Raw genomic sequence first — 22143 nt, 5'->3', positions numbered from 1 at the left:
CTTTACATACCCACTGTTTTCTGGTGTTTTCATTACACTAAGGTTTTAGTGTATCGCTATTTCAGGACGGGACAAGTACATATAAAAAAATCCCATTGAAATTTCAATGGGATTTTTTTATTCTAAGCTTGACCTGTTGGTCCAAAATTCAATGGTATTGGCGGTTGTTCGCTGAAACATTTCGAACAACCTTTTTAAATGTAAAAATACTTATTAAAATTTACAATTCTTATGCTTGACCTGTTGGTCCAAAGTTTAATGGTATAGGCGGTTGTTCGTAATCTTTTATTTCACCATGGGCATTTTCAAATCTAGCCACATTTTCACCCAATGCTTTAAGCAAGCGCTTAGCATGTTGTGGTGTTAATATAATTCTAGATTTTACCTTACTTTTAGGAACCCCAGGCATAATACTAACAAAATCTACAACAAATTCTGATACTGAATGATTAATAATAGCTAAGTTGGAATAAATTCCTTCAGCTACTTTTTCATCTAATTCAATATTAATTTGTCCTGGCTTTGGGCTATCTTTTTCGTCTGCCATAATCTTATTGGTTTAAAATTAAAAAGCCTTCGAGTTTTATTTACAAGAAGGCTTTTATTTTTACTCATTCCTACCTTTGCAGGAACAATAATTAATTATAATTTAATTCTTGCTTTACTTGCATCATTTCATCAAACTCTTCTTTAGAGCCAACAATAATATCAGTATATCTACGCATACCTGTACCTGCTGGAATTCTGTGCCCAACAATTACATTCTCTTTCAAGCCTTCTAAACTATCAACTTTACCAGCTACTGCTGCTTCGTTAAGTACTTTAGTTGTTTCTTGGAAGGATGCTGCCGATATAAACGATTTTGTTTGAAGTGATGCTCTTGTTATACCTTGTAATATAGGTGTAGCTGTCGCTGGTTTTGCGTCTCTAGCTGTAACAAGATTTTTGTCTTCTCTTCTTAATATAGAGTTTTCATCTCTTAATTCACGTGATGAAACAATTTTACCTGGTTTAAAGGTTGTAGAATCTCCCGCGTCTTCAACAACTTTTAATCCGAAAATGGCATCATTTTCTTGGATAAAGTCATCTTTATGAACTAATTGATCTTCTAAGAAAAGTGTATCACCTGAATCAATAATCTGTACTTTACGCATCATTTGTCTTACAACAACCTCAAAGTGTTTATCGTTAATTTTCACACCTTGTAAGCGGTAAACCTCTTGTACTTCATTTACCAAATATTGCTGTACTGCTGATGGCCCTTTGATATTTAAAATATCGTCTGGGGTAATAGAACCATCTGATAAAGGCATACCTGCTTTAACGTAATCATTTTCTTGAACAAGAATTTGATTTGATAGTTTCACTAAGTATTTTTTAACTTCACCTAATTTAGATTCTACAACAATCTCACGGTTACCACGTTTGATTTTTCCGAAAGAAACAACACCATCAATCTCACTTACAACAGCAGGATTTGAAGGATTTCTAGCTTCGAATAACTCAGTTACACGTGGAAGACCACCTGTAATATCACCCGCTTTAGCAGACTTACGAGGTATTTTAACTAAAATTTTACCTACGCTAATTTTCTCTCCATCGTTAATCATTAAATGCGAACCAACTGGTAAGTTGTAAGAACGAATTGTCTCTCCACTTGCATCTTCAATATGAAGTGTTGGAATTAACTTCTTGTTTCTAGATTCAGAAATTACTTTCTCTTGGAAACCTGTTTGTTCATCTATTTCAACTTGGTAAGTAATACCTTGTTCAATATTTTCGTATTTAATTTTTCCAGCAAATTCTGAAATAATTACACCGTTATATGGATCCCACGTACAAACTACATCGCCTCTTTGTAATTCCTGTCCGTTTTTAACCAATAAGGTAGATCCGTAAGGAATATTGTTAGTGCTTAATGTAATACCTGTTTTCTTATCAACTAATTTAATTTCAGATGTACGGGAAATAACAATGTCGATATCTTTACCTTCACCATCTTTTCCTTTAACAGTTTTTAAATCTTCAATCTCGGCAATACCGTTGAATTTAACTGCTAGTTTATTTTCTTCTGAAATATTACCTGCAATACCACCCACGTGGAAGGTACGAAGTGTTAACTGTGTACCTGGTTCACCAATAGATTGCGCAGCAACTACACCAACAGCTTCACCGCGTTGTACCATTTTACCTGTAGCTAAGTTACGTCCGTAACATTTAGCACAAATACCCTGTAACGCCTCACAAGTTAATGCAGAACGTACTTCTAAACTTTCAATTGGAGAACTTTCTATCTTTCTAGCAATATCATCTTCAATTAATTGTCCTGAAGCTACTAACAATTCATCTGTTAATGGATCGTAAACATCGTTCAATGCTACACGTCCAACAATTCTTTCTTCTAAAGTTTCAACAACTTCATCGTTTTTCTTCAATGGTTCTACTTCAACACCTCTTAAAGTACCACAATCTTCAGTGTTGATAATAACATCTTGAGAAACGTCTACCAAACGACGGGTTAAGTAACCCGCATCGGCCGTTTTAAGAGCCGTATCCGCAAGACCTTTACGAGCACCGTGCGTAGAGATAAAGTATTCTAAAATTGAAAGACCTTCCTTAAAGTTAGAAAGAATCGGGTTTTCAATAATCTCTCCACCACCGGCATTCGATTTTTTAGGTTTCGCCATTAATCCACGCATACCTGTAAGCTGACGAATCTGTTCTTTAGATCCACGAGCTCCAGAGTCAAGCATCATAAACACCGAGTTGAATCCTTGTTGATCTTCACGAATACGCTTCATAGACAATTCAGTCAATTCCGCATTAGTTGAAGTCCAGATATCAATAACTTGATTATAACGCTCGTTGTTGGTAATAAGTCCCATGTTATAGTTACCCATAATACCATCAACTAAGGTATTCGCTTTATCAATCATTCCTTGTTTCTCTGGTGGAATGATAATATCACCTAAACTAAATGATAAACCACCTTGGAATGCAAACTTAAATCCTAAATCTCTAATAGAATCTAAGAAGTCTGCTGTTTCAGGAACTGATGTATATTTTAAGATATTACCAATAATATCTCTTAATGATTTTTTAGTAAGAACCTGGTTGATATATCCAGCTGCTTGAGGTACTTTTTGGTTGAAAAGTACACGACCAACAGTAGTTTCAATAATCATTGGTTCTAATTTACCATCTGCATTGATATCTAAAGTTCTAACTTTTATGCCAGCATTCAAATCAACTTTCTTTTCATTGAAAGCGATTTCAACCTCTTCTGGTGCATAAAATGTTAAACCTTCACCTTTTACAGGAGCTTCTGGTGTAGACTTACGTAGCTTGGTCATATAGTAAAGACCAAGTACCATGTCTTGAGAGGGTACTGTCACAGGAGAACCATTTGCAGGATTTAATATATTATGAGAAGCCAACATTAATAATTGACATTCTAAAATAGCTTCTGGTCCTAACGGTAAATGTACCGCCATTTGATCCCCATCAAAATCCGCGTTAAACGCCGTACACACTAAAGGGTGTAATTGGATCGCTTTCCCTTCAATTAATTTTGGTTGGAATGCTTGAATACCCAAACGGTGTAACGTAGGAGCACGGTTTAGTAATACTGGATGTCCTTTAAGAACGTTTTCCAAAATATCCCAAACCACAGGTTCTCTTTTATCTATAATTTTCTTTGCAGATTTTACAGTTTTTACAATACCTCTTTCAATTAATTTTCTAATTACGAAAGGCTTGTAAAGTTCTGCTGCCATGTTTTTTGGCAATCCACATTCGTGTAATTTTAATTCTGGTCCAACAACAATTACCGAACGTGCTGAATAATCCACACGTTTTCCTAAAAGGTTTTGACGGAAACGTCCTTGTTTACCTTTTAATGAATCTGATAACGATTTTAAAGGACGGTTAGAATCGGTTTTAACAGCTGAAGATTTACGTGTATTATCGAATAACGAATCTACAGATTCTTGTAGCATACGCTTTTCGTTACGTAAAATTACTTCAGGAGCTTTAATCTCAACTAAACGCTTTAAACGGTTATTACGGATAATAACACGACGGTATAAATCATTTAAATCAGATGTTGCAAAACGACCACCATCCAACGGTACCAACGGACGTAATTCGGGTGGGATGATTGGAATGACCTTCATAATCATCCACTCAGGGCGGTTTTCTCTATTTTGATTCGACTCACGTAAAGACTCAACAACTTGTAAACGCTTTAGAGCCTCTGTTTTACGTTGTTTAGACGTTTCAGTATTTGCTTTATGACGCAATTCGTATGAAAGCGCTTCTAAATCAATTCTAGCTAATAACTCAATTAAACACTCCGCTCCCATTTTAGCAAGGAACTTGTTTGGATCGTTATCATCTAAATATTGATTGTCTTGAGGAAGCGATTCCAAAATATTCAAATATTCTTCTTCAGTTAAGAAGTCCATTTTTTGTAATGGTTCGCCTTCTTCATTTTTAGCATTACCAGGTTGAATTACTACGTAACGTTCGTAGTAAATAATCATATCTAATTTCTTAGAAGGTAAGCCTAATAAATATCCTATTTTATTTGGTAACGAACGGAAATACCAGATGTGAGCGATTGGCACCACTAAATTGATGTGACCAACACGATCTCTACGTACTTTCTTTTCAGTTACTTCAACACCACAACGGTCGCAAACGATACCTTTGTAGCGAATTCTTTTATATTTACCACAAGCACATTCGTAATCCTTTACAGGACCAAAAATACGCTCACAGAACAAACCATCTCTTTCTGGTTTGTGGGTTCGATAATTGATAGTTTCTGGTTTTAAAACTTCACCTCTAGACTCTGCTAAAATAGACTCTGGTGATGCTAAACCAATAGAGATTTTATTAAATCTTCTTACTGTATTCTTATCTTGTTTTCTTGCCATGTTCTTTTAGTATTCAGTCTCAGTCTCAGTATTCAGTTTAAAATTTAAACTGAATACTGCAACTTCATACTTTTTTTATTCCTCTAATCTGATATCTAAACCTAAACCTTTTAATTCATGCATTAATACATTGAAAGATTCTGGTAGTCCTGGATCTGGCATTGGTTCGCCTTTTACAATAGCTTCGTACGTTTTAGCTCTTCCAATAACATCATCAGATTTTACTGTTAAGATTTCACGTAGTGTACTAGATGCACCGTATGCTTCAAGTGCCCAAACCTCCATCTCACCAAAACGCTGACCACCAAATTGTGCTTTACCACCAAGAGGTTGTTGTGTAATTAATGAGTAAGGTCCGATAGAACGTGCGTGCATTTTATCATCAACCATATGTCCTAATTTCAACATATAGATAACACCAACAGTTGCTGGTTGATCGAAACGTTGACCTGTTCCACCGTCATATAAGTAAGTATGTCCGTATCTTGGAATACCTGCTTCATCAGTTAATTCATTGATTTGATCAATAGTAGCTCCATCAAAAATGGGCGTTGCATAGGTGCGTCCTAATTTTTGACCTGCCCATCCAAGCACCGTTTCATAAATCTGACCGATGTTCATACGAGAAGGTACCCCTAGTGGATTCAATACAATATCAACAGGTGTTCCATCTTCCAAGAAAGGCATATCTTCTGCTCTTACAATACGAGCTACAATACCTTTGTTACCATGACGACCTGCCATTTTATCACCAACTTTAAGTTTACGTTTTTTAGCAATGTAAACTTTAGCTAATTTAATGATACCTGCAGGTAACTCATCACCTACAGAAATGGTAAACTTCTCACGTCTTAAAGAACCTTGTAAGTCGTTTTCTTTGATTTTGTAGTTATGGATTAAATCGGCAACTAATTGATTTGTGTGATCATCTGTTGTCCATTTTCCAGACACTAAATGTGCATAATCGTCAACCGCATTTAACATTTTTTGAGTGAATTTTTTACCTTTTGGCAATACTTCTTCACCCAAATCATTATAAATACCTTGTGCCGTTTTGCCATTTACAATGTTGAATAATTTTTCGATTAAAACCTCCTTTAAATCCTCAAATTTTCTATCGTAAATTGCTTCTAATGCAACAATATCATCTTTATCTTGAGCTCTCTTACGTTTATCTTTTACTGCTCTAGAGAATAATTTTTTCTCAATAACAACACCATTTAAAGATGGTGAAGCTTTTAACGAAGCGTCTTTTACATCGCCTGCTTTATCACCAAAGATAGCACGCAATAATTTTTCTTCTGGAGTAGGATCGCTTTCTCCTTTTGGAGTAATTTTTCCAATTAAGATATCGCCTGGTTTCACTTCTGCACCAATGCGAATCATTCCGTTTTCATCTAAATCTTTAGTAGCTTCTTCAGAAACGTTAGGGATATCATTCGTTAACTCTTCGTTACCTAATTTTGTATCTCTAACTTCCAATGAATACTCATCGATATGAATAGATGTGAAAATATCTTCACGAACCACTTTTTCAGAAATTACAATCGCATCCTCAAAGTTATACCCTTTCCAAGGCATGAAGGCTACTTTCATGTTTCTACCTAAAGCTAATTCACCTTTTTGAGTTGCATAACCTTCACATAAAACTTGTCCTTTAACAACCTTATCTCCTTTAACCACAATTGGTTTTAAGTTGATAGAAGTACCTTGATTCGTTTTTCTGAATTTGATTAACTGGTATGTTTTAACATCACTATCAAAACTTACTTTAGCTTCATCTTCAGTACGATCGTATCTAATTTTAATTTCATTAGCGTCAACATAAAGTACTTCACCATTTCCTTCAGCATTAATTAATACACGAGAATCTGATGCTACTTGACGCTCTAATCCAGTACCAACAATTGGCGCTTGAGGCAATAATAATGGAACTGCTTGACGCATCATGTTCGATCCCATCAAGGCTCTATTCGCATCATCATGCTCTAAGAACGGAATTAAAGAAGCCGAAATAGACGAGATTTGGTTTGGTGCAACGTCTGTATAATGCAGATTTGCTGGATCCATTACCGGGAAGTCACCTTCCATTCTCGCAATTACCTTATCGTGTAAAATTTTACCACTTTCATCTACTTTAACAGTAGCTTGCGCGATTAATTTCCCTTCTTCTTCTTCAGCACTTAAATATACTGGTTGGTTTTTAATGTCAACCACACCATCAGTTACAGGACGGTAAGGAGTTTCGATGAATCCCATTCCGTTCACTTTAGCAAACACTGAAAGTGATGATATTAAACCAATGTTTGGTCCCTCAGGAGTTTCAATTGGACATAAACGACCGTAATGTGTATAGTGAACGTCACGAACCTCGAAACCTGCTCTTTCACGAGATAAACCTCCTGGTCCTAGTGCAGATAAACGACGCTTATGAGTAATCTCCGCTAATGGATTTGTTTGATCCATGAATTGAGATAACTGGTTTGTTCCAAAGAATGAATTAATAACAGACGATAAAGTCTTAGCGTTAATTAAATCGATTGGAGTAAACACCTCGTTATCACGAACGTTCATACGCTCACGAATGGTACGTGCCATACGCGCTAAACCAACACCAAACTGTTGCGATAATTGCTCACCTACAGTACGTACACGACGGTTAGATAAGTGGTCAATATCATCAATCTCAGCTTTAGAGTTGATAAGCTCGATTAAATATTTAATAATGGTAATAATATCTTCTTTGGTAAGCACTTGCTTATCCATTTCAATATTAAGACCTAATTTTTTGTTCATTCTGTAACGCCCAACTTCACCTAAAGAGTAACGTTGATCACTGAAGAATAACTTATCAATGATGCCACGTGCAGTTTCCTCATCTGGCGGTTCTGCGTTACGCAATTGTCTGTATATATGTTCAACAGCCTCTTTTTCAGAGTTTGTTGGATCTTTTTGAAGTGTGTTGTGAATAATGGCATAATCACCTTGTTCTGCGCTTTCTTTGTGTAAAAGAATCGCCTTCACATCAGCTTCAATAATTTCTTCAATGTTATCTTTATCTAAAATAGTATCACGATCAAGAATAATTTCATTACGCTCGATAGATACTACTTCACCTGTATCTTCATCAACAAAATCCTCATGCCATGTATTAAGTACACGTGCCGCTAATTTACGTCCTTGGTATTTTTTTAGTCCTGTTTTAGATACTTTAATTTCTTCAGCTAAATCGAAAATCTCTAAGATATCTTTATCACGCTCAAAACCAATAGCTCTGAACAAAGTAGTAACAGGTAATTTTTTCTTTCTATCAATGTAAGCATACATTACCTGGTTAATATCTGTAGCAAATTCAATCCAAGAACCTTTAAAAGGAATTACTCTTGCTGAATATAATTTTGTTCCATTAGCATGGAATGACTGACCAAAGAATACCCCTGGTGAACGGTGTAATTGAGATACTACGACACGTTCTGCACCATTGATAACAAAAGTACCACTTGGCGTCATGTAAGGTATCGTTCCTAAGTACACATCTTGAACAATGGTCTCGAAATCCTCATGTTCAGGGTCTGTACAATACAACTTTAACCTTGCCTTAAGCGGAACGCTATAAGTAAGTCCTCTTTCTATACACTCATCAATGGCATATCTTGGTGGATCTACAAAGTAATCTAAAAATTCTAAAACAAATTGATTACGAGAATCAGTAATTGGAAAGTTCTCCATGAAGGTATTGTATAGACCTTCATCGCCTCTCTCTTCAGACTTTGTTTCTAATTGGAAAAAATCCTGGAAGGATTTAATCTGAATATCCAAGAAGTCTGGATATTCTGTTCTATTTACAATAGACGAGAAATTTAATCTTTCAGCTTGTGTTGATAACATCAATGGACGGAATTTTGATTAAAAAATAATAGTTATGGCGTATCTAATTATTATATACGCAAAATGGTTTAGGTCTTGAAGGTTAAACTCCAGACCTAAACCTTTATGTGTTTTGGTAGCTAAGCTTATTTAAGCTCAACCTCTGCTCCAGCTTCTTCTAAAGATGCTTTTAAAGCTTCAGCTTCGTCTTTAGATACTCCTTCTTTTACATTACTTGGAGCTCCGTCAACTAATTCTTTTGCTTCTTTTAATCCTAAACCAGTTAATTCTTTAACTAATTTTACAACACCTAATTTAGATGCACCAGCAGCTTTTAATACAACTGTAAACTCAGTTTGAGCTTCAGCAGCATCATCACCACCTGCAGCAGGACCAGCAGCAACTGCTACAGCAGCAGCAGCAGGCTCAATACCGTACTCTTCTTTTAATATTGTTGCTAACTCGTTTACTTCTTTTACAGTTAAGTTAACTAATTGTTCTGCGAAATCTTTTAAATCTGCCATTTTCTATCGTTTTTAATAAATTTTTAATTTTAATATAATTGTAATATAGTGCGTACTGTTTAATACTATCCTTCTTTTTCAGATAGTGTTTTTAAGATACCAGCTAATTTTCCACCACTTGATTTAAGTGCCGAAACAACGTTTTTAGCAGGCGATTGTAACAATCCTACAATCTCTCCTAATAACTCTTCTTTAGACTTGATATCAACTAACATGTCTAATTGGTTGTCGCCAATATAAACACACTCCTCAATAAATGCACCTTTTAATAAAGGCTTCTCTGATTTTTTGCGGAAGGTTTTAATTAACTTTGCTGGTGCATTACCTGTTTCAGAATACATCACAGATGTATTTCCTTTTAAAACTGTTGGAAGGTTTCCGAAATCTCTATCAGATGCTTCCATTGCTTTTTCAAGTAATGTATTTTTAACGACTGCTAATTTAATGTTTGCTTTAAAGCAAGCACGACGTAGCTCTGAGGTTGTTAATGCATTTAATCCTGAAATATCTGCTACATAAATGTTCGCATTATTGGCTAATTCTGCAGTTAAGTCCTCAATTACTTGTGATTTTTCTTCTCTTGTCATAATAAAAGTATTTAACTAATTAACCAACTTTAGGATCAACAGCAACACTAGGACTCATAGTACTAGAAAGGAAAATACTTTTTACGTATGTACCTTTAGCAGTTGTTGGCTTAAGTTTTATTAATGTTTGAATTAATTCTGTTGCATTACCAGCAATTTTATCAGCACTAAAAGATGCTTTTCCTATTGCAGCATGCACGATACCGGTTTTATCAACTTTAAAGTCAATTTTACCAGCTTTAACTTCTGTTACAGCTTTAGCAACATCCATAGTTACTGTACCAGTTTTAGGGTTAGGCATTAAACCACGAGGACCTAATACACGTCCTAACGGACCTAATTTACCCATTACACTAGGCATAGTAATAATAACGTCTACATCAGTCCAACCATTCTTGATTTTTTCAAGATAATCATCCAATCCAACGTAATCTGCTCCAGCCTCTTTAGCTTCTGCTTCTTTGTCTGGAGTTACTAATGCTAATACTTTCATGTCTTTACCAGTTCCGTGAGGTAATGAAACCACTCCTCTAACCATCTGGTTTGCTTTACGTGGATCTACTCCTAAACGTACAGCAATATCTACTGATGCATCAAACTTTGTATTAGTAATTTCTTTTACTAACGCAGATGCTTCATCAAGAGAGTAAACTCTCCCTTTTTCTATTTTTGCTAAAGCTTCTTTTTGCTTTTTTGTTAATCTTGCCATTTTTTAATGTCTTTTATAGATTACTTTGGTGCGTTTCCAGTCACGGTTATACCCATAGACCTTGCGGTACCAGCTATCATTGTCATAGCAGCTTCAATAGTAAATGCATTTAAATCTACCATTTTATCTTCTGCTATAGTTTTGATTTGATCCCATGAAACTTTAGCTACTTTTTTTCGGTTTGGTTCTCCTGAACCACTTTTTAACTTGGCCGCTTCTAATAATTGTACTGCAGCCGGAGGCGTTTTAATAACGAAGTCGAAAGACTTGTCTTTATATACGGTGATAACAACAGGTAATACTTTACCTGGCTTATCTTGTGTTCTAGCATTAAATTGCTTACAGAACTCCATAATGTTAACCCCAGCAGCACCTAAAGCGGGTCCAACCGGTGGCGACGGATTCGCAGCACCTCCCCGAACTTGTAACTTAACTACTTTACCAATTTCTTTTGCCATTTTTAATAATTTAAGTCGATACGCTTCTTTTATAAGGAAGCAAAAGAACGCATCTTTTTATATAGTGTAACAATTATTATACTTTTTCAACCTGCATATAACTTAGCTCTAATGGTGTTTTTCTTCCAAAAATCTTCACCATTACTTCTAGTTTACGCTTTTCTTCATTTATTTTTTCGATAGTTCCATCAAATCCATTGAATGGGCCATCAATAACTTTTACAGTTTCTCCTTTTGTAAACGGTATGGCTACAGTTGTGTTTTCTTCAACCGACAACTCATCTACTTTACCTAACATTCTGTTTACTTCAGATTGTCTTAACGGCACAGGGTCTCCTCCTTTTGTTTCACCTAAAAAACCAATTACGTTTGTAACCGATCTGATGATATGAGGAATCTCACCTGATAAGTTGGCTTGAATCATGATGTAACCTGGAAAAAACACTTTTTCTTTGTGTATTTTTTTTCCGTTACGTATTTGAATCACGCGTTCTGTTGGAACCAATACTTGATCAACATAATCTTGAAAACCTAAACGAGCAATTTCATTCTCAATATAAGTTTTAATCTTATTTTCTTGACCACTTACAGCCCTAACAACATACCATTTTTTTTCGCTTACCTCAGACATATTTCTTCTTTAACTAATCAATTGAAAATAAAATGCTATCACTTTACTGAATACTGTATCAATTCCCCAAATTGCTAAGGAAAATATAATTGAAAATACAGCAACTAAAACAGTTAAACTTTGTGCTTCTGCCCAAGTTGGCCAGCTCACATTATTTTTAAGTTCGCCAAATGATTCTTTTACGTAATTTACAATTCCAGCCATTTATATATTTTTTTCAACAGATTAAAAATTTCTGTCTATCAATTTAAAATTGATTTAAGTGAAATCTTTTTTTCTTTATTTTATTTAAGCCAATTACCTTGAGTAACATGCTTACTATGCACGGGTTGAGGGACTCGAACTCTCGACACCTGGTTTTGGAGACCAGTGCTCTACCAACTGAGCTAAACCCGTAAACATAAGTCAAGGTATTCCGAAATACGGAATACCTTAGCTTATTATATATTAAACTTCTTAGTCTAAAATTTCAGTTACCTGACCTGCACCTACTGTACGACCACCTTCACGGATTGCGAAACGTAAACCAACGTTCATTGCAATTTTTTGGATAAGTTCAACAGTAATAGTTAAGTTATCTCCAGGCATAACCATTTCAACTCCATCAGGAAGCGCAATGTTTCCAGTTACGTCAGTTGTACGTACGTAGAACTGTGGACGGTAGTTGTTGTGGAATGGTGTGTGACGTCCACCTTCTTCTTTTTTCAAGATATAAACCTCAGCTTTGAATTTAGCGTGCGGCGTTACAGAACCTGGCTTAACGATAACCATACCTCTAGAGATTTGAGTTTTCTCAATACCTCTTAATAAGATACCTGCGTTATCTCCAGCTTCACCTCTATCAAGGATTTGACGGAACATCTCGATACCAGTGATAGTAGATGTTAATTTCTCAGCACCCATACCAATAATTTCAACCGGATCTCCAGTTTTAGCAATACCAGTTTCAATACGACCAGTTGCAACAGTACCACGACCAGTAATAGAGAATACGTCTTCGATAGGCATTAAGAAAGGCTTATCAACCTCACGTAATGGCTCTTCAATCCAAGTATCACAAGCTTCCATTAATTGTAAAACTGTATCTACCCATTTTTGTTCACCGTTAAGTGCACCTAAAGCAGAACCAGCAATTACAGGTCCATTATCTCCATCATATTCGTAGAAAGATAATAAATCTCTAATTTCCATATCAACTAACTCTAATAACTCTTCATCGTCAACCATATCCACTTTGTTCATGAATACAACGATACGAGGAATACCTACTTGACGTCCTAAAAGGATGTGCTCGCGAGTTTGTGGCATTGGACCATCAGTTGCAGCAACAACCAAGATAGCGCCGTCCATTTGAGCAGCACCAGTTACCATGTTCTTTACGTAATCCGCGTGACCTGGACAGTCAACGTGAGCGTAATGACGGTTAGCTGTTGAATATTCTACGTGAGAAGTATTAATTGTAATACCTCTTTCTTTTTCTTCTGGAGCATTGTCAATCTGATCGAATGATTTTGCTTCTGATAAACCTGCATCAGCTAATACTTTAGTAATAGCAGCAGTTAAAGTTGTTTTACCGTGATCTACGTGTCCAATTGTACCAATATTTAAGTGTGGTTTTGAACGATCGAAAGTTGCCTTTGCCATGTTTTTTAAATAATTTAATCTTAGTTATATAATAATATTAGTGTATTCTAATTTTTAATCAAAATTGAGCCAATGACGAGAATTGAACTCGTGACCTCTTCCTTACCAAGGAAACGCTCTACCCCTGAGCTACACCGGCGTTTCATTTACGATTGCCGATTTTTGATTTACGATTCGAAATCGCATATCGTAACCCGTAAACTATTGAGCGAGAGACCGGGTTCGAACCGGCGACATTCAGCTTGGAAGGCTGACGCTCTACCAACTGAGCTACTCTCGCATTTTAACAAGCTTTCGCTTGTATGGTTTCAATATTTCAAAGTTCATGTTTTTATAGGATTACCTCACATTTGTTCGGTGTTCCTGGATTGGCGACCCAATCCAAACAATTTTAAACGCAGTTTTACAAAAGCGAGCTTTTGACAACTCCTTAATTAGAAATTGTTTGTGGGGAGAGCAGGATTCGAACCTGCGAAGACGTAGTCAGCAGATTTACAGTCTGCCCTCGTTGGCCGCTTGAGTATCTCCCCAAATTATCAAAATTTCAATTTCTAAAATACAAATTCCAATCAGGAACTACATATTTAAAAAGAGCCGATGGAGGGACTCGAACCCACGACCTGCTGATTACAAATCAGCTGCTCTAGCCAGCTGAGCTACATCGGCGTTTTTACACTTTTTACGCATAAAAAAAGCCCGCTATTTCTAACGGACTGCAAATGTATAGATTTATTTTTTTATTCAAAACATTTTTTAAGAAATTTTATTATAAATGTGCTCTTAATTTTTCTTTTCTCTTTTTTAACTGTCTTTCTAACGACGATGCTGCCATATCAGCTCCTTCTTCAAAGCTTTTGCATTGTTTTTTAACTACAAAACTATCGCCTGGAACACTTACCCTTGCTTCAAATATTTTATTTTCTTTATCACTGGTGTTTTCTACTTTTAGAAAAACATCTGATTGAATGACTTTATCATAAAACATATCCAACTTATCCATTCGCTTTTGAATGAAGTTTATTAATTTTTTGTCTGCATTAAAATTAACTGATTGCGTGATTACTTTCATACTTTGTGTTTTTTGTGTTAGACAATAACTCTCTTGCTATTTTTTACTTCTTGGATGCGAATTTATATGTACCTTTTTTAACTCGGCAATACTATTGTGTGTATAAACCTGTGTGGCAGCTAAACTTGAATGACCGAGAAGTTCTTTAACAGCATTTAAATCTGCACCTTGGTTTAATAAATGAGTTGCAAAAGAATGTCTTAATATATGCGGACTCTTTTTTACTTTGGTAGATGCTTCACTAAAATAATCATTTATTATTCTGTAAACAAGAGTTTCATAAATTTTAACTCCTTTTTGGGTTAAAAATAAAAATTCCTTATCGATAATGTGTTCCAAACCACTTCGTTCTTTTAAATACAAACTCAAGGTGCTTATTACTGATTCTAATAACGGGATAATGCGTTCCTTATTTCTTTTTCCTAATACTTTTAACGTTTTATTATCCAAATTAAAACTTAACAGCTTCAGTTCTACCAACTCTATCCTTCTTATTCCTGTTGAGTAAAATAATTCGATGATTAATTTATTCCGGATGCCTTCAAAATCTTTTTCAAAATTAAAATCGTCTAGAGCTGTTGATACTTCGGTTTCTGAAAATGGAATTTGGATTTTTTTACTTGTTTTTAAAGCTTTGTGTTTTACCAAAGGGTTTACCTGAATGGTATTTGTTTTTAAAAGAAACTTATAATAGGTATTTAATGCTGAAACTTTCCTGTTGATGCTTCGATTGGACAAACCGCCTTCAACCAAAGTAACAATCCAAGTTCTGATTTGTGCATAGTTAACTTGATTTATGGAATTGGTTTGATATTCTAATTTTATGAATTCTGAAAAAGCATCTAAATCGTTTTGATATGCCTTTACTGTTAGTGCTGAATAGTTTTTTTCCAGCAATAGATAATCTGTAAACGATTTGAAAGACATTTTCTAAGTTTAAAGTTTTAAAGTTAAAAGTTAAAAGTTAAGAACACAACTTTATAGTGACAAAAAAAACTTAAAGCAAAAAAAAATCCCGCTAGTAGCGGGATTTTAATTTATATATGAGAACAGATTATATATCTTCTGCATCTCTTAAACCTTGAATGTATTGTGCTTTTTGTATTTGCGCTCTACGTTCTACTGAAGGCTTTGTGAATTGTTTACGTGCATTTAATTGACGTTTAGTTCCAGTTTTATCAAACTTTCTCTTAAAACGCTTTAGCGCTCTATCTATATTTTCTCCTTCTTTAATTGGTATTATTAACATAGTGTCTTAACCTCCTCTCTTTTAGATTTTCGGGTGCAAAAATAAAAATAATTATCAATTAACAATTAAGAATTGACAATTATTTTATGTTGCGGGTTTATATTCCTTTTTGTCGATGATGATTTTTGCTAAAATTTCCCTTAAAATCTCTGAAGTACCACCGCCAATAGGTCCTAACCTACTATCACGTAAAAGTCTTGCCATAGGATAATCTTCCATATAACCGTAACCGCCCAAGAATTGCAAACATTGGTAAATAACCTCATCTGCCATTTTGGTTGACTTTAGCTTAGACATGGTTGCATGCTTTACAACATACTCCCCTTTATTTAATCGATACGTTACCGAATAGTTGAATTCTTTACAGATTTCCATTTCAGTATATGCATCGGCAATGGAGTGTCTTAATGCCTGAAATTTATCGATGGATTTACCAAAAGCCATACGCTCGGACATGTACTGCAACGCATATTCTAAAGCAAATTCTGCACGTGCGTGGGCATTGATTCCCATTATTAAACGCTCTAAAGCAAAATGCTGCATGATATAGGAGAAGCCTTGGTTTTCGTTACCCATTAAATTTGCAAGAGGTATTTTTACATTGTCGAAAGCAATTTCACCAGTGTCTGACGCTCGCCATCCTAATTTATTTAGTTTGGTAGCCGAAACTCCAGCTGCCTCCCTATCTATAACAAAAATACTGATGCCTTTATTTCCTAACTCTGGACTTGTTTTTGCCGCTACAACCAAATAATCGCTATACACACCATTGGTTATAAATGTTTTTGAACCGTTGATGATATAATGGTCGCCACTTTTAACCGCCGTTGTTCGCATGCCTGCTACATCGCTACCTCCAAAAGGTTCGGTAATACATAAACAGCCTACCTTATCGCCAGAAATACTTGGTTTTAAATATTTTTGTTTGATAGCCTCATCGCCTTCTGCATTAAGATGCGTCATTGCCAAATAAGCATGCGCCCAAATTGCCGCTGCAAAACCTCCTGAATTTATTTTTTGTAGTTCTTCTAAAAGGATAACGGTATAAAATAAATCTAGATTTAGGCCTCCATAAGCTTCAGGGTAATTAATCCCAAAAAAGCCCATATCGCCAAATTTTTTCCAAATAAATTTATCGATAACACCTGTTTGCTCCCAAGTTTCAATATGAGGAACGACTTCTTTTTGTAAAAAATCTTGAAGGCTTTTTCTAAAAAGATGATGTTCTTCTGTGAAGTACATACTATTCATTTATACGCTCTTTTTCAGTCAAGCGACAAATATAATTTAATTATATCGATTTTATTTACTGGAAAGTCTTTTACTTTTTTTAATTCTTCAAAGGATTTAAAGCCTACCCTCAATTGACATTGTTCTACAATATTGCGTGCTAAATTGTAATCTATATGTTGGATAGTGACCAACTCATCTATAGTTGCTTTATTTAATATTATTTTCTTGATAGCGCGCGGTGTTTTGATTGCAAAATCTTCACCAATCTTTTCTATAACTTCTGGTTTCAATCCGTAAACATCTTGAAGCTGTACCATATCTATAAAACCACCGGGGAAAGAATTTCTAAGTTTAATGATTCGTTCTGAATAATATTCGCCAATGCCATTTACTTTTTGTAAATCTTGCGCTGTTGCCTTATTTAAATCTTGCTTTTCGGCAAAGGTTTTAGGTTTTTTATTGAATGTATGATTAGGTTTAGGTGTTGGATTTTGATTTGCTTCCACTACCCAATCTGGAAATTTAAAATAGGGTGAAATCGCATTTAAAAGTGAATCGGATATTTTGGTGACTTCTTGAAATTGTTTCGCAGAATTAATCCATTTGTTTTGTTTCCTAAAAGCGAGCAATCTGTCGATTTCCTCATTGGTCATCCCTAAAGTAGCACCTTTATAATCGGTTATATAATTTGGGTTGAAAGGATAAATTTTTGGCTTTCGCTCTTCAAGTTCAATCAATCTTAATGAATCTATTTCATTTTGAAATTTAGCAAGTTCGGTTTTATTTGTTTGAATGTCTTCAGAAGAAAAATCGATATAAAAATAAAGACATTGTAAAACAACAATGAATAGAATTAATAAAAAAATCCCATTTCGTTGACTTTTAGAAAACGTGAAATGGGATTTCATATCTTATTATTTTAAAATTGTTACATATGTTTAGTAAGGTCTTCAGCACCCTCATCTAAAGCATCATGTTTTATATTGATGGCTTTTAAATAGCGTTTTAGTTCTCTACTAATTATTGGAGATAATATAACAACACCAATAATATTAGGAACTACCATGGCAAAAATCATGGCATCTGAAAAATCTATTACCGCACCAAGACTGATAGACGAGCCTACTATAACGAAAAACAAAAATAATATCTTATAAACTAAATCGCTCGTTTTTCCTTTTCCAAATAAAAATATCCATCCCTGCATACCGTAATACGACCAAGAAATCATGGTGGAAAAAGCAAACAAAATTACGGCAATTGTTAATACTATTGAGAAATGAGGTATCACACTATCAAAAGCGATAGCGGTTAATTCCACACCTTCTTTTATAGGCACACCGTATTCCAAAAAAGCGCCATCAAAATTTGTAATTACAATGACTAAAGCCGTCATGGTACAAATTACAACGGTATCAACAAACGGCTCTAAAAGCGCCACAATACCTTCACTTGCAGGATATTTTGTTCTAACTGCTGAATGTGCAATGGCTGCACTACCTACACCTGCTTCATTAGAAAAAGCACCTCTTCTAATTCCTTGAATCATAACACCTACAAGACCACCTGCTATTCCTAAGCCAGAAAATGCGCCATGGTAAATCAATGCAAAAGCATCATCAATTAAATGCCAATTGGCACCCAAAATGATTAAAGCTGCCAACACGTATATACCAGCCATAAAAGGCACTACTTTTTCGGTTACCGAAGCTATACGTTTTATACCTCCAATTATAACAACTGCTACAATAGCAGCCATAACAATACCAAAATACATACCAGCATTTGCGTTTTCAAAATCAAATAACTTTACAAATTGAGCTGCCGCTTGGTTTGCTTGAAACATGTTACCACCTCCAAAAGAACCTCCTACAACAAAAACAGCAAACAATACCGCTAGTATTTTACCAAAAGTACCCATGCCTTTTTCTTTAAATCCTTTGGTTAAATAATACATAGGACCACCATAAACAGTTCCGTCCTTACCAACATCTCTATATTTTACACCTAAAGTACATTCTGCAAATTTTGAAGCCATACCTAATAAACCGGCAAGAATCATCCAAAAAGTAGCTCCAGGACCACCAATAGACAACGCTACGGCAACACCTGCAATGTTACCCAATCCTACAGTTGCAGACAATGCTGCTGTTAATGCTTGAAAATGGGACACTTCTCCATGAGCACTATCATCCCTTAGTGTTTCTATTATATTATGGTCTTCATTTGGTGTGGGATCACCATATAATGTATCTGCTCCATGCTTTTCGATATCTTCATACTTACCTTGAACAACGCGCAATGCTGTTCTAAAGCCCGTGAAGTTTATAAATTTAAAATAAAAGGTGAAAAAGATAGCACCTCCCATTAAAACGATAAGTACCCAAGGAATTTTATAATCTTCAGAAAATGGAATTTCATAAAAAATACCTTCTACAAACCAACCTGTATAATCTTTGAAAACCCTATCGATTTTTTCGGATGTTGATTCTTGAGCAAATGTTAAAATTGGAAAAATTAATGTGAAAATTGAAAGAAGGTACTTCTTCATAAATATACTGAATTGGTTAGTTTTTTTGAAAGATTCTTACTAAAAGACAGCAAGATGCTAAAAAAAAATGATTTTTTAAAACATTGGCTGTTAAAATAGGTAATTCTCTATTCGATATTGTATGTAGAATTAAGCGCTTCAATTTGTTCTGGCCTGCCTAAAACAATAATTTTAGAATTTGGCGCCAATTCCAGGTCTGCTTCAGGGTTTACAATATATTCGCCATTTTCATCCTTATAACCTATAATGGTACATCCTGTTTTTTTTCGAAGGTCTAAATCTTTAATTGTTTTTATTTCTTCCTTTTTAAATAGCTTTTCTACAGCAACTTCTTCAACATTAATATCTGATTTCCCAACAATGGAAAGATTATCCAAAAACTCCATCAAACCTGGCACTACTACTAAAGAAGCCATATGATCGCCTCCTATTTTATCGGGCAAAATAACGTTGTTGGCTCCCGCAAATTTTAATTTATTGTAAGACGATTCGTTGGATGCGCGACTTATAATATTGATATCTTTATTTATTTGCCTGGTTGAAAGCACCACAAACAAATTATCTGCATCGTTAGGTAAGGCAGAAATAAAGTTAGATGCACGGTCTATTCCTGCTTGCATAAGCACTTCATCTTCATTAGCATTTCCTATTATATATGGAACTTCGTCTAATTTCAAACGTTCTTCCATATCTCTGTTTTTCTCTATAACAACAAATGCTTTTTTATGTGTTAACAGTTTTTGTGCCGCCTGCTTACCATTTCTACCGTATCCACAAATAACCACATGGTTTTTAAAACTATTAATCTCTTTTTCCATCTTTTTATGTTTTAATTCTTCAAGATTGTTTTTGCTTAAAATATATTCGGTAATAATAGAAAGTGCATAACCCATGATTATAACACTGGCCAAAATTAAAAATATGGTAAAAACTTTAGAATTATAATCTAGTGGCACTACCTCTCCAAAACCAACGGTAGTTAGTGTAATTACCGTCATGTAAACCGCATCAATCCACGAATAATTTGAAATAAATTTATAACCCGAGATACCAATCAACAAGATTACAACCAGTAAAAAAACAGCGGTGTAAATTTTGGTTCTAAAAAAATTAATAAGTGGGTTCATAAATTATAAATCGAAAACAGAAGATCTTTTGGTATAAACCAAATCTTTAATACGCATCCAAAATGCCAGAAACAAATATAAAGCAAAACCAAAACCAAGCGTTACAAAGGTTAGATACATAAACGTTGTTCTAACAACTTTTGCCCTAATGCCCAAACGCTCAGCAATACGTTGACACACGTAATACCCATGTTTTTGAAAAAATAATAATGGTTTATAAAATCCGTTCATGCTGCAATTTAGCATTAAGTTTATTAGTTTAAAAGTTTATAGGTTTTTTTCTTTATGGGTTTATGAGTGAATTACCAATAGCACATTGCAAACATTTGTTTTTATTGCAATATTCAGTTTTAAGCTGAATGAGTGCTTGCGATTGCAATGATGCATTTGAAACTTTCTTTAAACCATTAAAGGCATCCACCATACTGTTTTTTTCTGATGCAATATCTGATACAATTTTCAAAATAACCAAATCAACCTCCTCCCCTTTTTCTTTTGCATAACAGAATTTAATAGGCAAAACCGTGTTGATTAACAATAAATCTATAAACGATTTGGTGAGTGTTTTTAAAGATGTTTTTGATGTTTTTTGAAATGTGTAATGTGAATTCCAAAAAGATGATGCCGACACTTTAAACACTTTATAAAAATCTTCTAAGGTCTTAGCTTCCATTAATTTTGAAAACAAGGTTTTATGTTCAAAATACAAACTTGCTAATTGTGACAGCCTGATGGTTGGAAAATTTGGTGGTCGTAATCTAAAAAACTGCAAAGGCAATACGGTATTATTTTTTAACTTAAATTTTTGCTTTAAGAATTGATATTCTTTTTGCAATTCTAAATAATAGGGTATTTCCAAATCATCATCCAACATCCCCGATTGTCCAAACAACAAAGATTCCAAGGTTGTTAAACTGGATTGTGATTTTCTTACTACTGAAAAATCAATGGATTTTGCCAAACTATAAAACGATTCACCATTTACCTTCAATCCAAAATTTTTAGCCAACATAATAAACAAAACAGCTTCCCAATCGTTTTTTGTTGCTTCTAAAAGTTCTTGAATGATTTCCAACTTTCGTTCTAACCTTTCAAAATACAGACGTTCCAACCAATTGGTCAAAATAAAATCATCAACCGAAGCGAAATCATTTTCACAATTAATCCATTTACCATTTTTAGAAAATAGTTTTTCATAATTATTTAAAACATCCTTATTGATAAAATCTTTAAGTTGCAGCGTTGGAATGGGTGTATTATCACTTCTAAACACATCGGTATCGTGTTCCCAAACCACATGCAAAATAACATTATCGTAGGCTTTATCTTGTTCGTGGTTGTGCAAAAACCAATCGGATGATTTTACATGAATTTCCACATTTCCCGCCCAAAGTTGTTCGCCTATTTTAAGTTGTGCATTAAAAAAATCGGGGCCCGAATTAAAATTATGCTGTCCTACCGAAGTAACCAAAACCGATTCTCCTTGGGTAGTTTTCAAATTATTTACATCTATTTTTTTATGTTTCCAGATGTAGTGTAAAAATCTTCTTGCAT

The 22143-nt window shown here is 34.7% G+C and carries 18 protein-coding genes, 5 tRNA genes and 1 pseudogene; all 24 read right to left on the bottom strand.

What is annotated here, in order from left to right; translation table 11 throughout:
- Positions 1-229 precede the first annotated feature (229 nt).
- Complete coding sequence (locus ACGK9U_RS15380) at positions 230-547, bottom strand: DUF3467 domain-containing protein (protein ID WP_394467400.1); 318 nt, start codon at positions 545-547, stop codon at positions 230-232.
- A gap of 91 nt (positions 548-638) precedes the next feature.
- Complete coding sequence (rpoC, locus tag ACGK9U_RS15375; protein ID WP_394467399.1) at positions 639-4940, bottom strand: DNA-directed RNA polymerase subunit beta'; 4302 nt, start codon at positions 4938-4940, stop codon at positions 639-641.
- A gap of 75 nt (positions 4941-5015) precedes the next feature.
- Entirely contained in the window at positions 5016-8828 is a 3813-nt protein-coding gene (gene rpoB / locus ACGK9U_RS15370; protein ID WP_394467402.1) for a DNA-directed RNA polymerase subunit beta, read from the bottom strand.
- A 125-nt stretch (positions 8829-8953) separates the two neighbouring features.
- Positions 8954-9331 (bottom strand): 50S ribosomal protein L7/L12, encoded by a 378-nt coding sequence (gene rplL / locus ACGK9U_RS15365; protein WP_209655999.1) that lies wholly within the window; start codon positions 9329-9331, stop codon positions 8954-8956.
- A gap of 65 nt (positions 9332-9396) precedes the next feature.
- A complete protein-coding gene (gene rplJ / locus ACGK9U_RS15360; RefSeq protein WP_394467398.1) occupies positions 9397-9918 on the bottom strand; it encodes a 50S ribosomal protein L10 in 522 nt (173 codons plus the stop codon).
- A gap of 19 nt (positions 9919-9937) precedes the next feature.
- Positions 9938-10627 (bottom strand): 50S ribosomal protein L1, encoded by a 690-nt coding sequence (rplA, locus tag ACGK9U_RS15355; protein WP_394467397.1) that lies wholly within the window; start codon positions 10625-10627, stop codon positions 9938-9940.
- Positions 10628-10647: 20 nt separating this feature from the next.
- Positions 10648-11085: a 50S ribosomal protein L11 gene (gene rplK, locus ACGK9U_RS15350; RefSeq protein ID WP_394467396.1), complete on the bottom strand. Its 438-nt coding sequence runs from the start codon at positions 11083-11085 to the stop codon at positions 10648-10650.
- A gap of 76 nt (positions 11086-11161) precedes the next feature.
- Positions 11162-11716 (bottom strand): transcription termination/antitermination protein NusG, encoded by a 555-nt coding sequence (gene nusG, locus ACGK9U_RS15345; protein ID WP_394467394.1) that lies wholly within the window; start codon positions 11714-11716, stop codon positions 11162-11164.
- Between the two features lie 9 nt (positions 11717-11725).
- Positions 11726-11920, bottom strand: coding sequence for a preprotein translocase subunit SecE (gene secE / locus ACGK9U_RS15340; protein WP_132216631.1), 195 nt, complete (start codon positions 11918-11920; stop codon positions 11726-11728).
- 119 nt (positions 11921-12039) lie between these two features.
- Positions 12040-12112, bottom strand: a tRNA-Trp gene (locus ACGK9U_RS15335).
- A gap of 60 nt (positions 12113-12172) precedes the next feature.
- On the bottom strand, positions 12173-13360 hold the full coding sequence (gene tuf, locus ACGK9U_RS15330) for an elongation factor Tu (RefSeq protein ID WP_394467393.1): 1188 nt from the start codon (positions 13358-13360) through the stop codon (positions 12173-12175).
- 67 nt (positions 13361-13427) lie between these two features.
- Positions 13428-13499, bottom strand: a tRNA-Thr gene (locus ACGK9U_RS15325).
- Between the two features lie 68 nt (positions 13500-13567).
- Positions 13568-13640 (bottom strand) — tRNA-Gly (locus ACGK9U_RS15320).
- Positions 13641-13808: 168 nt separating this feature from the next.
- Positions 13809-13890, bottom strand: a tRNA-Tyr gene (locus ACGK9U_RS15315).
- 62 nt (positions 13891-13952) lie between these two features.
- Positions 13953-14026 (bottom strand) — tRNA-Thr (locus ACGK9U_RS15310).
- Positions 14027-14126: 100 nt separating this feature from the next.
- On the bottom strand, positions 14127-14429 hold the full coding sequence (gene hpf / locus ACGK9U_RS15305) for a ribosome hibernation-promoting factor, HPF/YfiA family (protein ID WP_394467392.1): 303 nt from the start codon (positions 14427-14429) through the stop codon (positions 14127-14129).
- 36 nt (positions 14430-14465) lie between these two features.
- Positions 14466-15356, bottom strand: a complete 891-nt coding sequence (locus tag ACGK9U_RS15300; protein WP_394467390.1) for a tyrosine-type recombinase/integrase — start codon at positions 15354-15356, stop codon at positions 14466-14468.
- Between the two features lie 127 nt (positions 15357-15483).
- Positions 15484-15678, bottom strand: a complete 195-nt coding sequence (rpsU, locus tag ACGK9U_RS15295; RefSeq protein WP_346240140.1) for a 30S ribosomal protein S21 — start codon at positions 15676-15678, stop codon at positions 15484-15486.
- Positions 15679-15762: 84 nt separating this feature from the next.
- A complete protein-coding gene (locus tag ACGK9U_RS15290) occupies positions 15763-16929 on the bottom strand; it encodes an acyl-CoA dehydrogenase family protein (RefSeq protein WP_394467388.1) in 1167 nt (388 codons plus the stop codon).
- Positions 16930-16943: 14 nt separating this feature from the next.
- The gene (locus tag ACGK9U_RS15285; protein ID WP_394467387.1) at positions 16944-17819 is read right to left on the bottom strand and encodes a ComEA family DNA-binding protein; all 876 of its coding nucleotides are present in this window, start codon (positions 17817-17819) and stop codon (positions 16944-16946) included.
- Positions 17820-17839: 20 nt separating this feature from the next.
- Entirely contained in the window at positions 17840-19462 is a 1623-nt protein-coding gene (locus ACGK9U_RS15280) for an alanine/glycine:cation symporter family protein (RefSeq protein WP_394467386.1), read from the bottom strand.
- A 107-nt stretch (positions 19463-19569) separates the two neighbouring features.
- Positions 19570-20589, bottom strand: coding sequence for a potassium channel family protein (locus tag ACGK9U_RS15275; protein WP_394467384.1), 1020 nt, complete (start codon positions 20587-20589; stop codon positions 19570-19572).
- Between the two features lie 3 nt (positions 20590-20592).
- Positions 20593-20820, bottom strand: coding sequence for a PspC domain-containing protein (locus ACGK9U_RS15270; RefSeq protein ID WP_394467383.1), 228 nt, complete (start codon positions 20818-20820; stop codon positions 20593-20595).
- 52 nt (positions 20821-20872) lie between these two features.
- Positions 20873-22132, bottom strand: a pseudogene (locus tag ACGK9U_RS15265) (DUF2851 family protein); the annotation flags it as partial.
- Between the last annotated feature and the right edge of the window lie 11 nt (positions 22133-22143).

Origin of the sequence: Mariniflexile sp. HNIBRBA6329, assembly GCF_043558645.1 — a bacterium.
Lineage (GTDB): Bacteria > Bacteroidota > Bacteroidia > Flavobacteriales > Flavobacteriaceae > Mariniflexile.
Note: the sequence above shows the minus strand (reverse complement) of the source record. Positions and strands in the feature narration are given on the sequence as shown.

What these genes read in the sequence shown, in the direction of transcription:
- ACGK9U_RS15290 (WP_394467388.1), bottom strand. Translation starts at nt 16,929, where the DNA reads ATGAATAGTATGTACTTCACAGAAGAACATCATCTTTTTAGAAAAAGC.
- rplK (WP_394467396.1), bottom strand. Translation starts at nt 11,085, where the DNA reads ATGGCAAAAGAAATTGGTAAAGTAGTTAAGTTACAAGTTCGGGGAGGT.
- rpoC (WP_394467399.1), bottom strand. Translation starts at nt 4,940, where the DNA reads ATGGCAAGAAAACAAGATAAGAATACAGTAAGAAGATTTAATAAAATC.
- ACGK9U_RS15270 (WP_394467383.1), bottom strand. Translation starts at nt 20,820, where the DNA reads ATGAACGGATTTTATAAACCATTATTATTTTTTCAAAAACATGGGTAT.
- nusG (WP_394467394.1), bottom strand. Translation starts at nt 11,716, where the DNA reads ATGTCTGAGGTAAGCGAAAAAAAATGGTATGTTGTTAGGGCTGTAAGT.
- rpsU (WP_346240140.1), bottom strand. Translation starts at nt 15,678, where the DNA reads ATGTTAATAATACCAATTAAAGAAGGAGAAAATATAGATAGAGCGCTA.
- ACGK9U_RS15285 (WP_394467387.1), bottom strand. Translation starts at nt 17,819, where the DNA reads ATGAAATCCCATTTCACGTTTTCTAAAAGTCAACGAAATGGGATTTTT.
- tuf (WP_394467393.1), bottom strand. Translation starts at nt 13,360, where the DNA reads ATGGCAAAGGCAACTTTCGATCGTTCAAAACCACACTTAAATATTGGT.
- ACGK9U_RS15380 (WP_394467400.1), bottom strand. Translation starts at nt 547, where the DNA reads ATGGCAGACGAAAAAGATAGCCCAAAGCCAGGACAAATTAATATTGAA.
- rpoB (WP_394467402.1), bottom strand. Translation starts at nt 8,828, where the DNA reads ATGTTATCAACACAAGCTGAAAGATTAAATTTCTCGTCTATTGTAAAT.
- ACGK9U_RS15275 (WP_394467384.1), bottom strand. Translation starts at nt 20,589, where the DNA reads ATGAACCCACTTATTAATTTTTTTAGAACCAAAATTTACACCGCTGTT.
- rplL (WP_209655999.1), bottom strand. Translation starts at nt 9,331, where the DNA reads ATGGCAGATTTAAAAGATTTCGCAGAACAATTAGTTAACTTAACTGTA.
- ACGK9U_RS15300 (WP_394467390.1), bottom strand. Translation starts at nt 15,356, where the DNA reads ATGTCTTTCAAATCGTTTACAGATTATCTATTGCTGGAAAAAAACTAT.
- ACGK9U_RS15280 (WP_394467386.1), bottom strand. Translation starts at nt 19,462, where the DNA reads ATGAAGAAGTACCTTCTTTCAATTTTCACATTAATTTTTCCAATTTTA.
- secE (WP_132216631.1), bottom strand. Translation starts at nt 11,920, where the DNA reads ATGGCTGGAATTGTAAATTACGTAAAAGAATCATTTGGCGAACTTAAA.
- rplA (WP_394467397.1), bottom strand. Translation starts at nt 10,627, where the DNA reads ATGGCAAGATTAACAAAAAAGCAAAAAGAAGCTTTAGCAAAAATAGAA.
- hpf (WP_394467392.1), bottom strand. Translation starts at nt 14,429, where the DNA reads ATGAAAGTAATCACGCAATCAGTTAATTTTAATGCAGACAAAAAATTA.
- rplJ (WP_394467398.1), bottom strand. Translation starts at nt 9,918, where the DNA reads ATGACAAGAGAAGAAAAATCACAAGTAATTGAGGACTTAACTGCAGAA.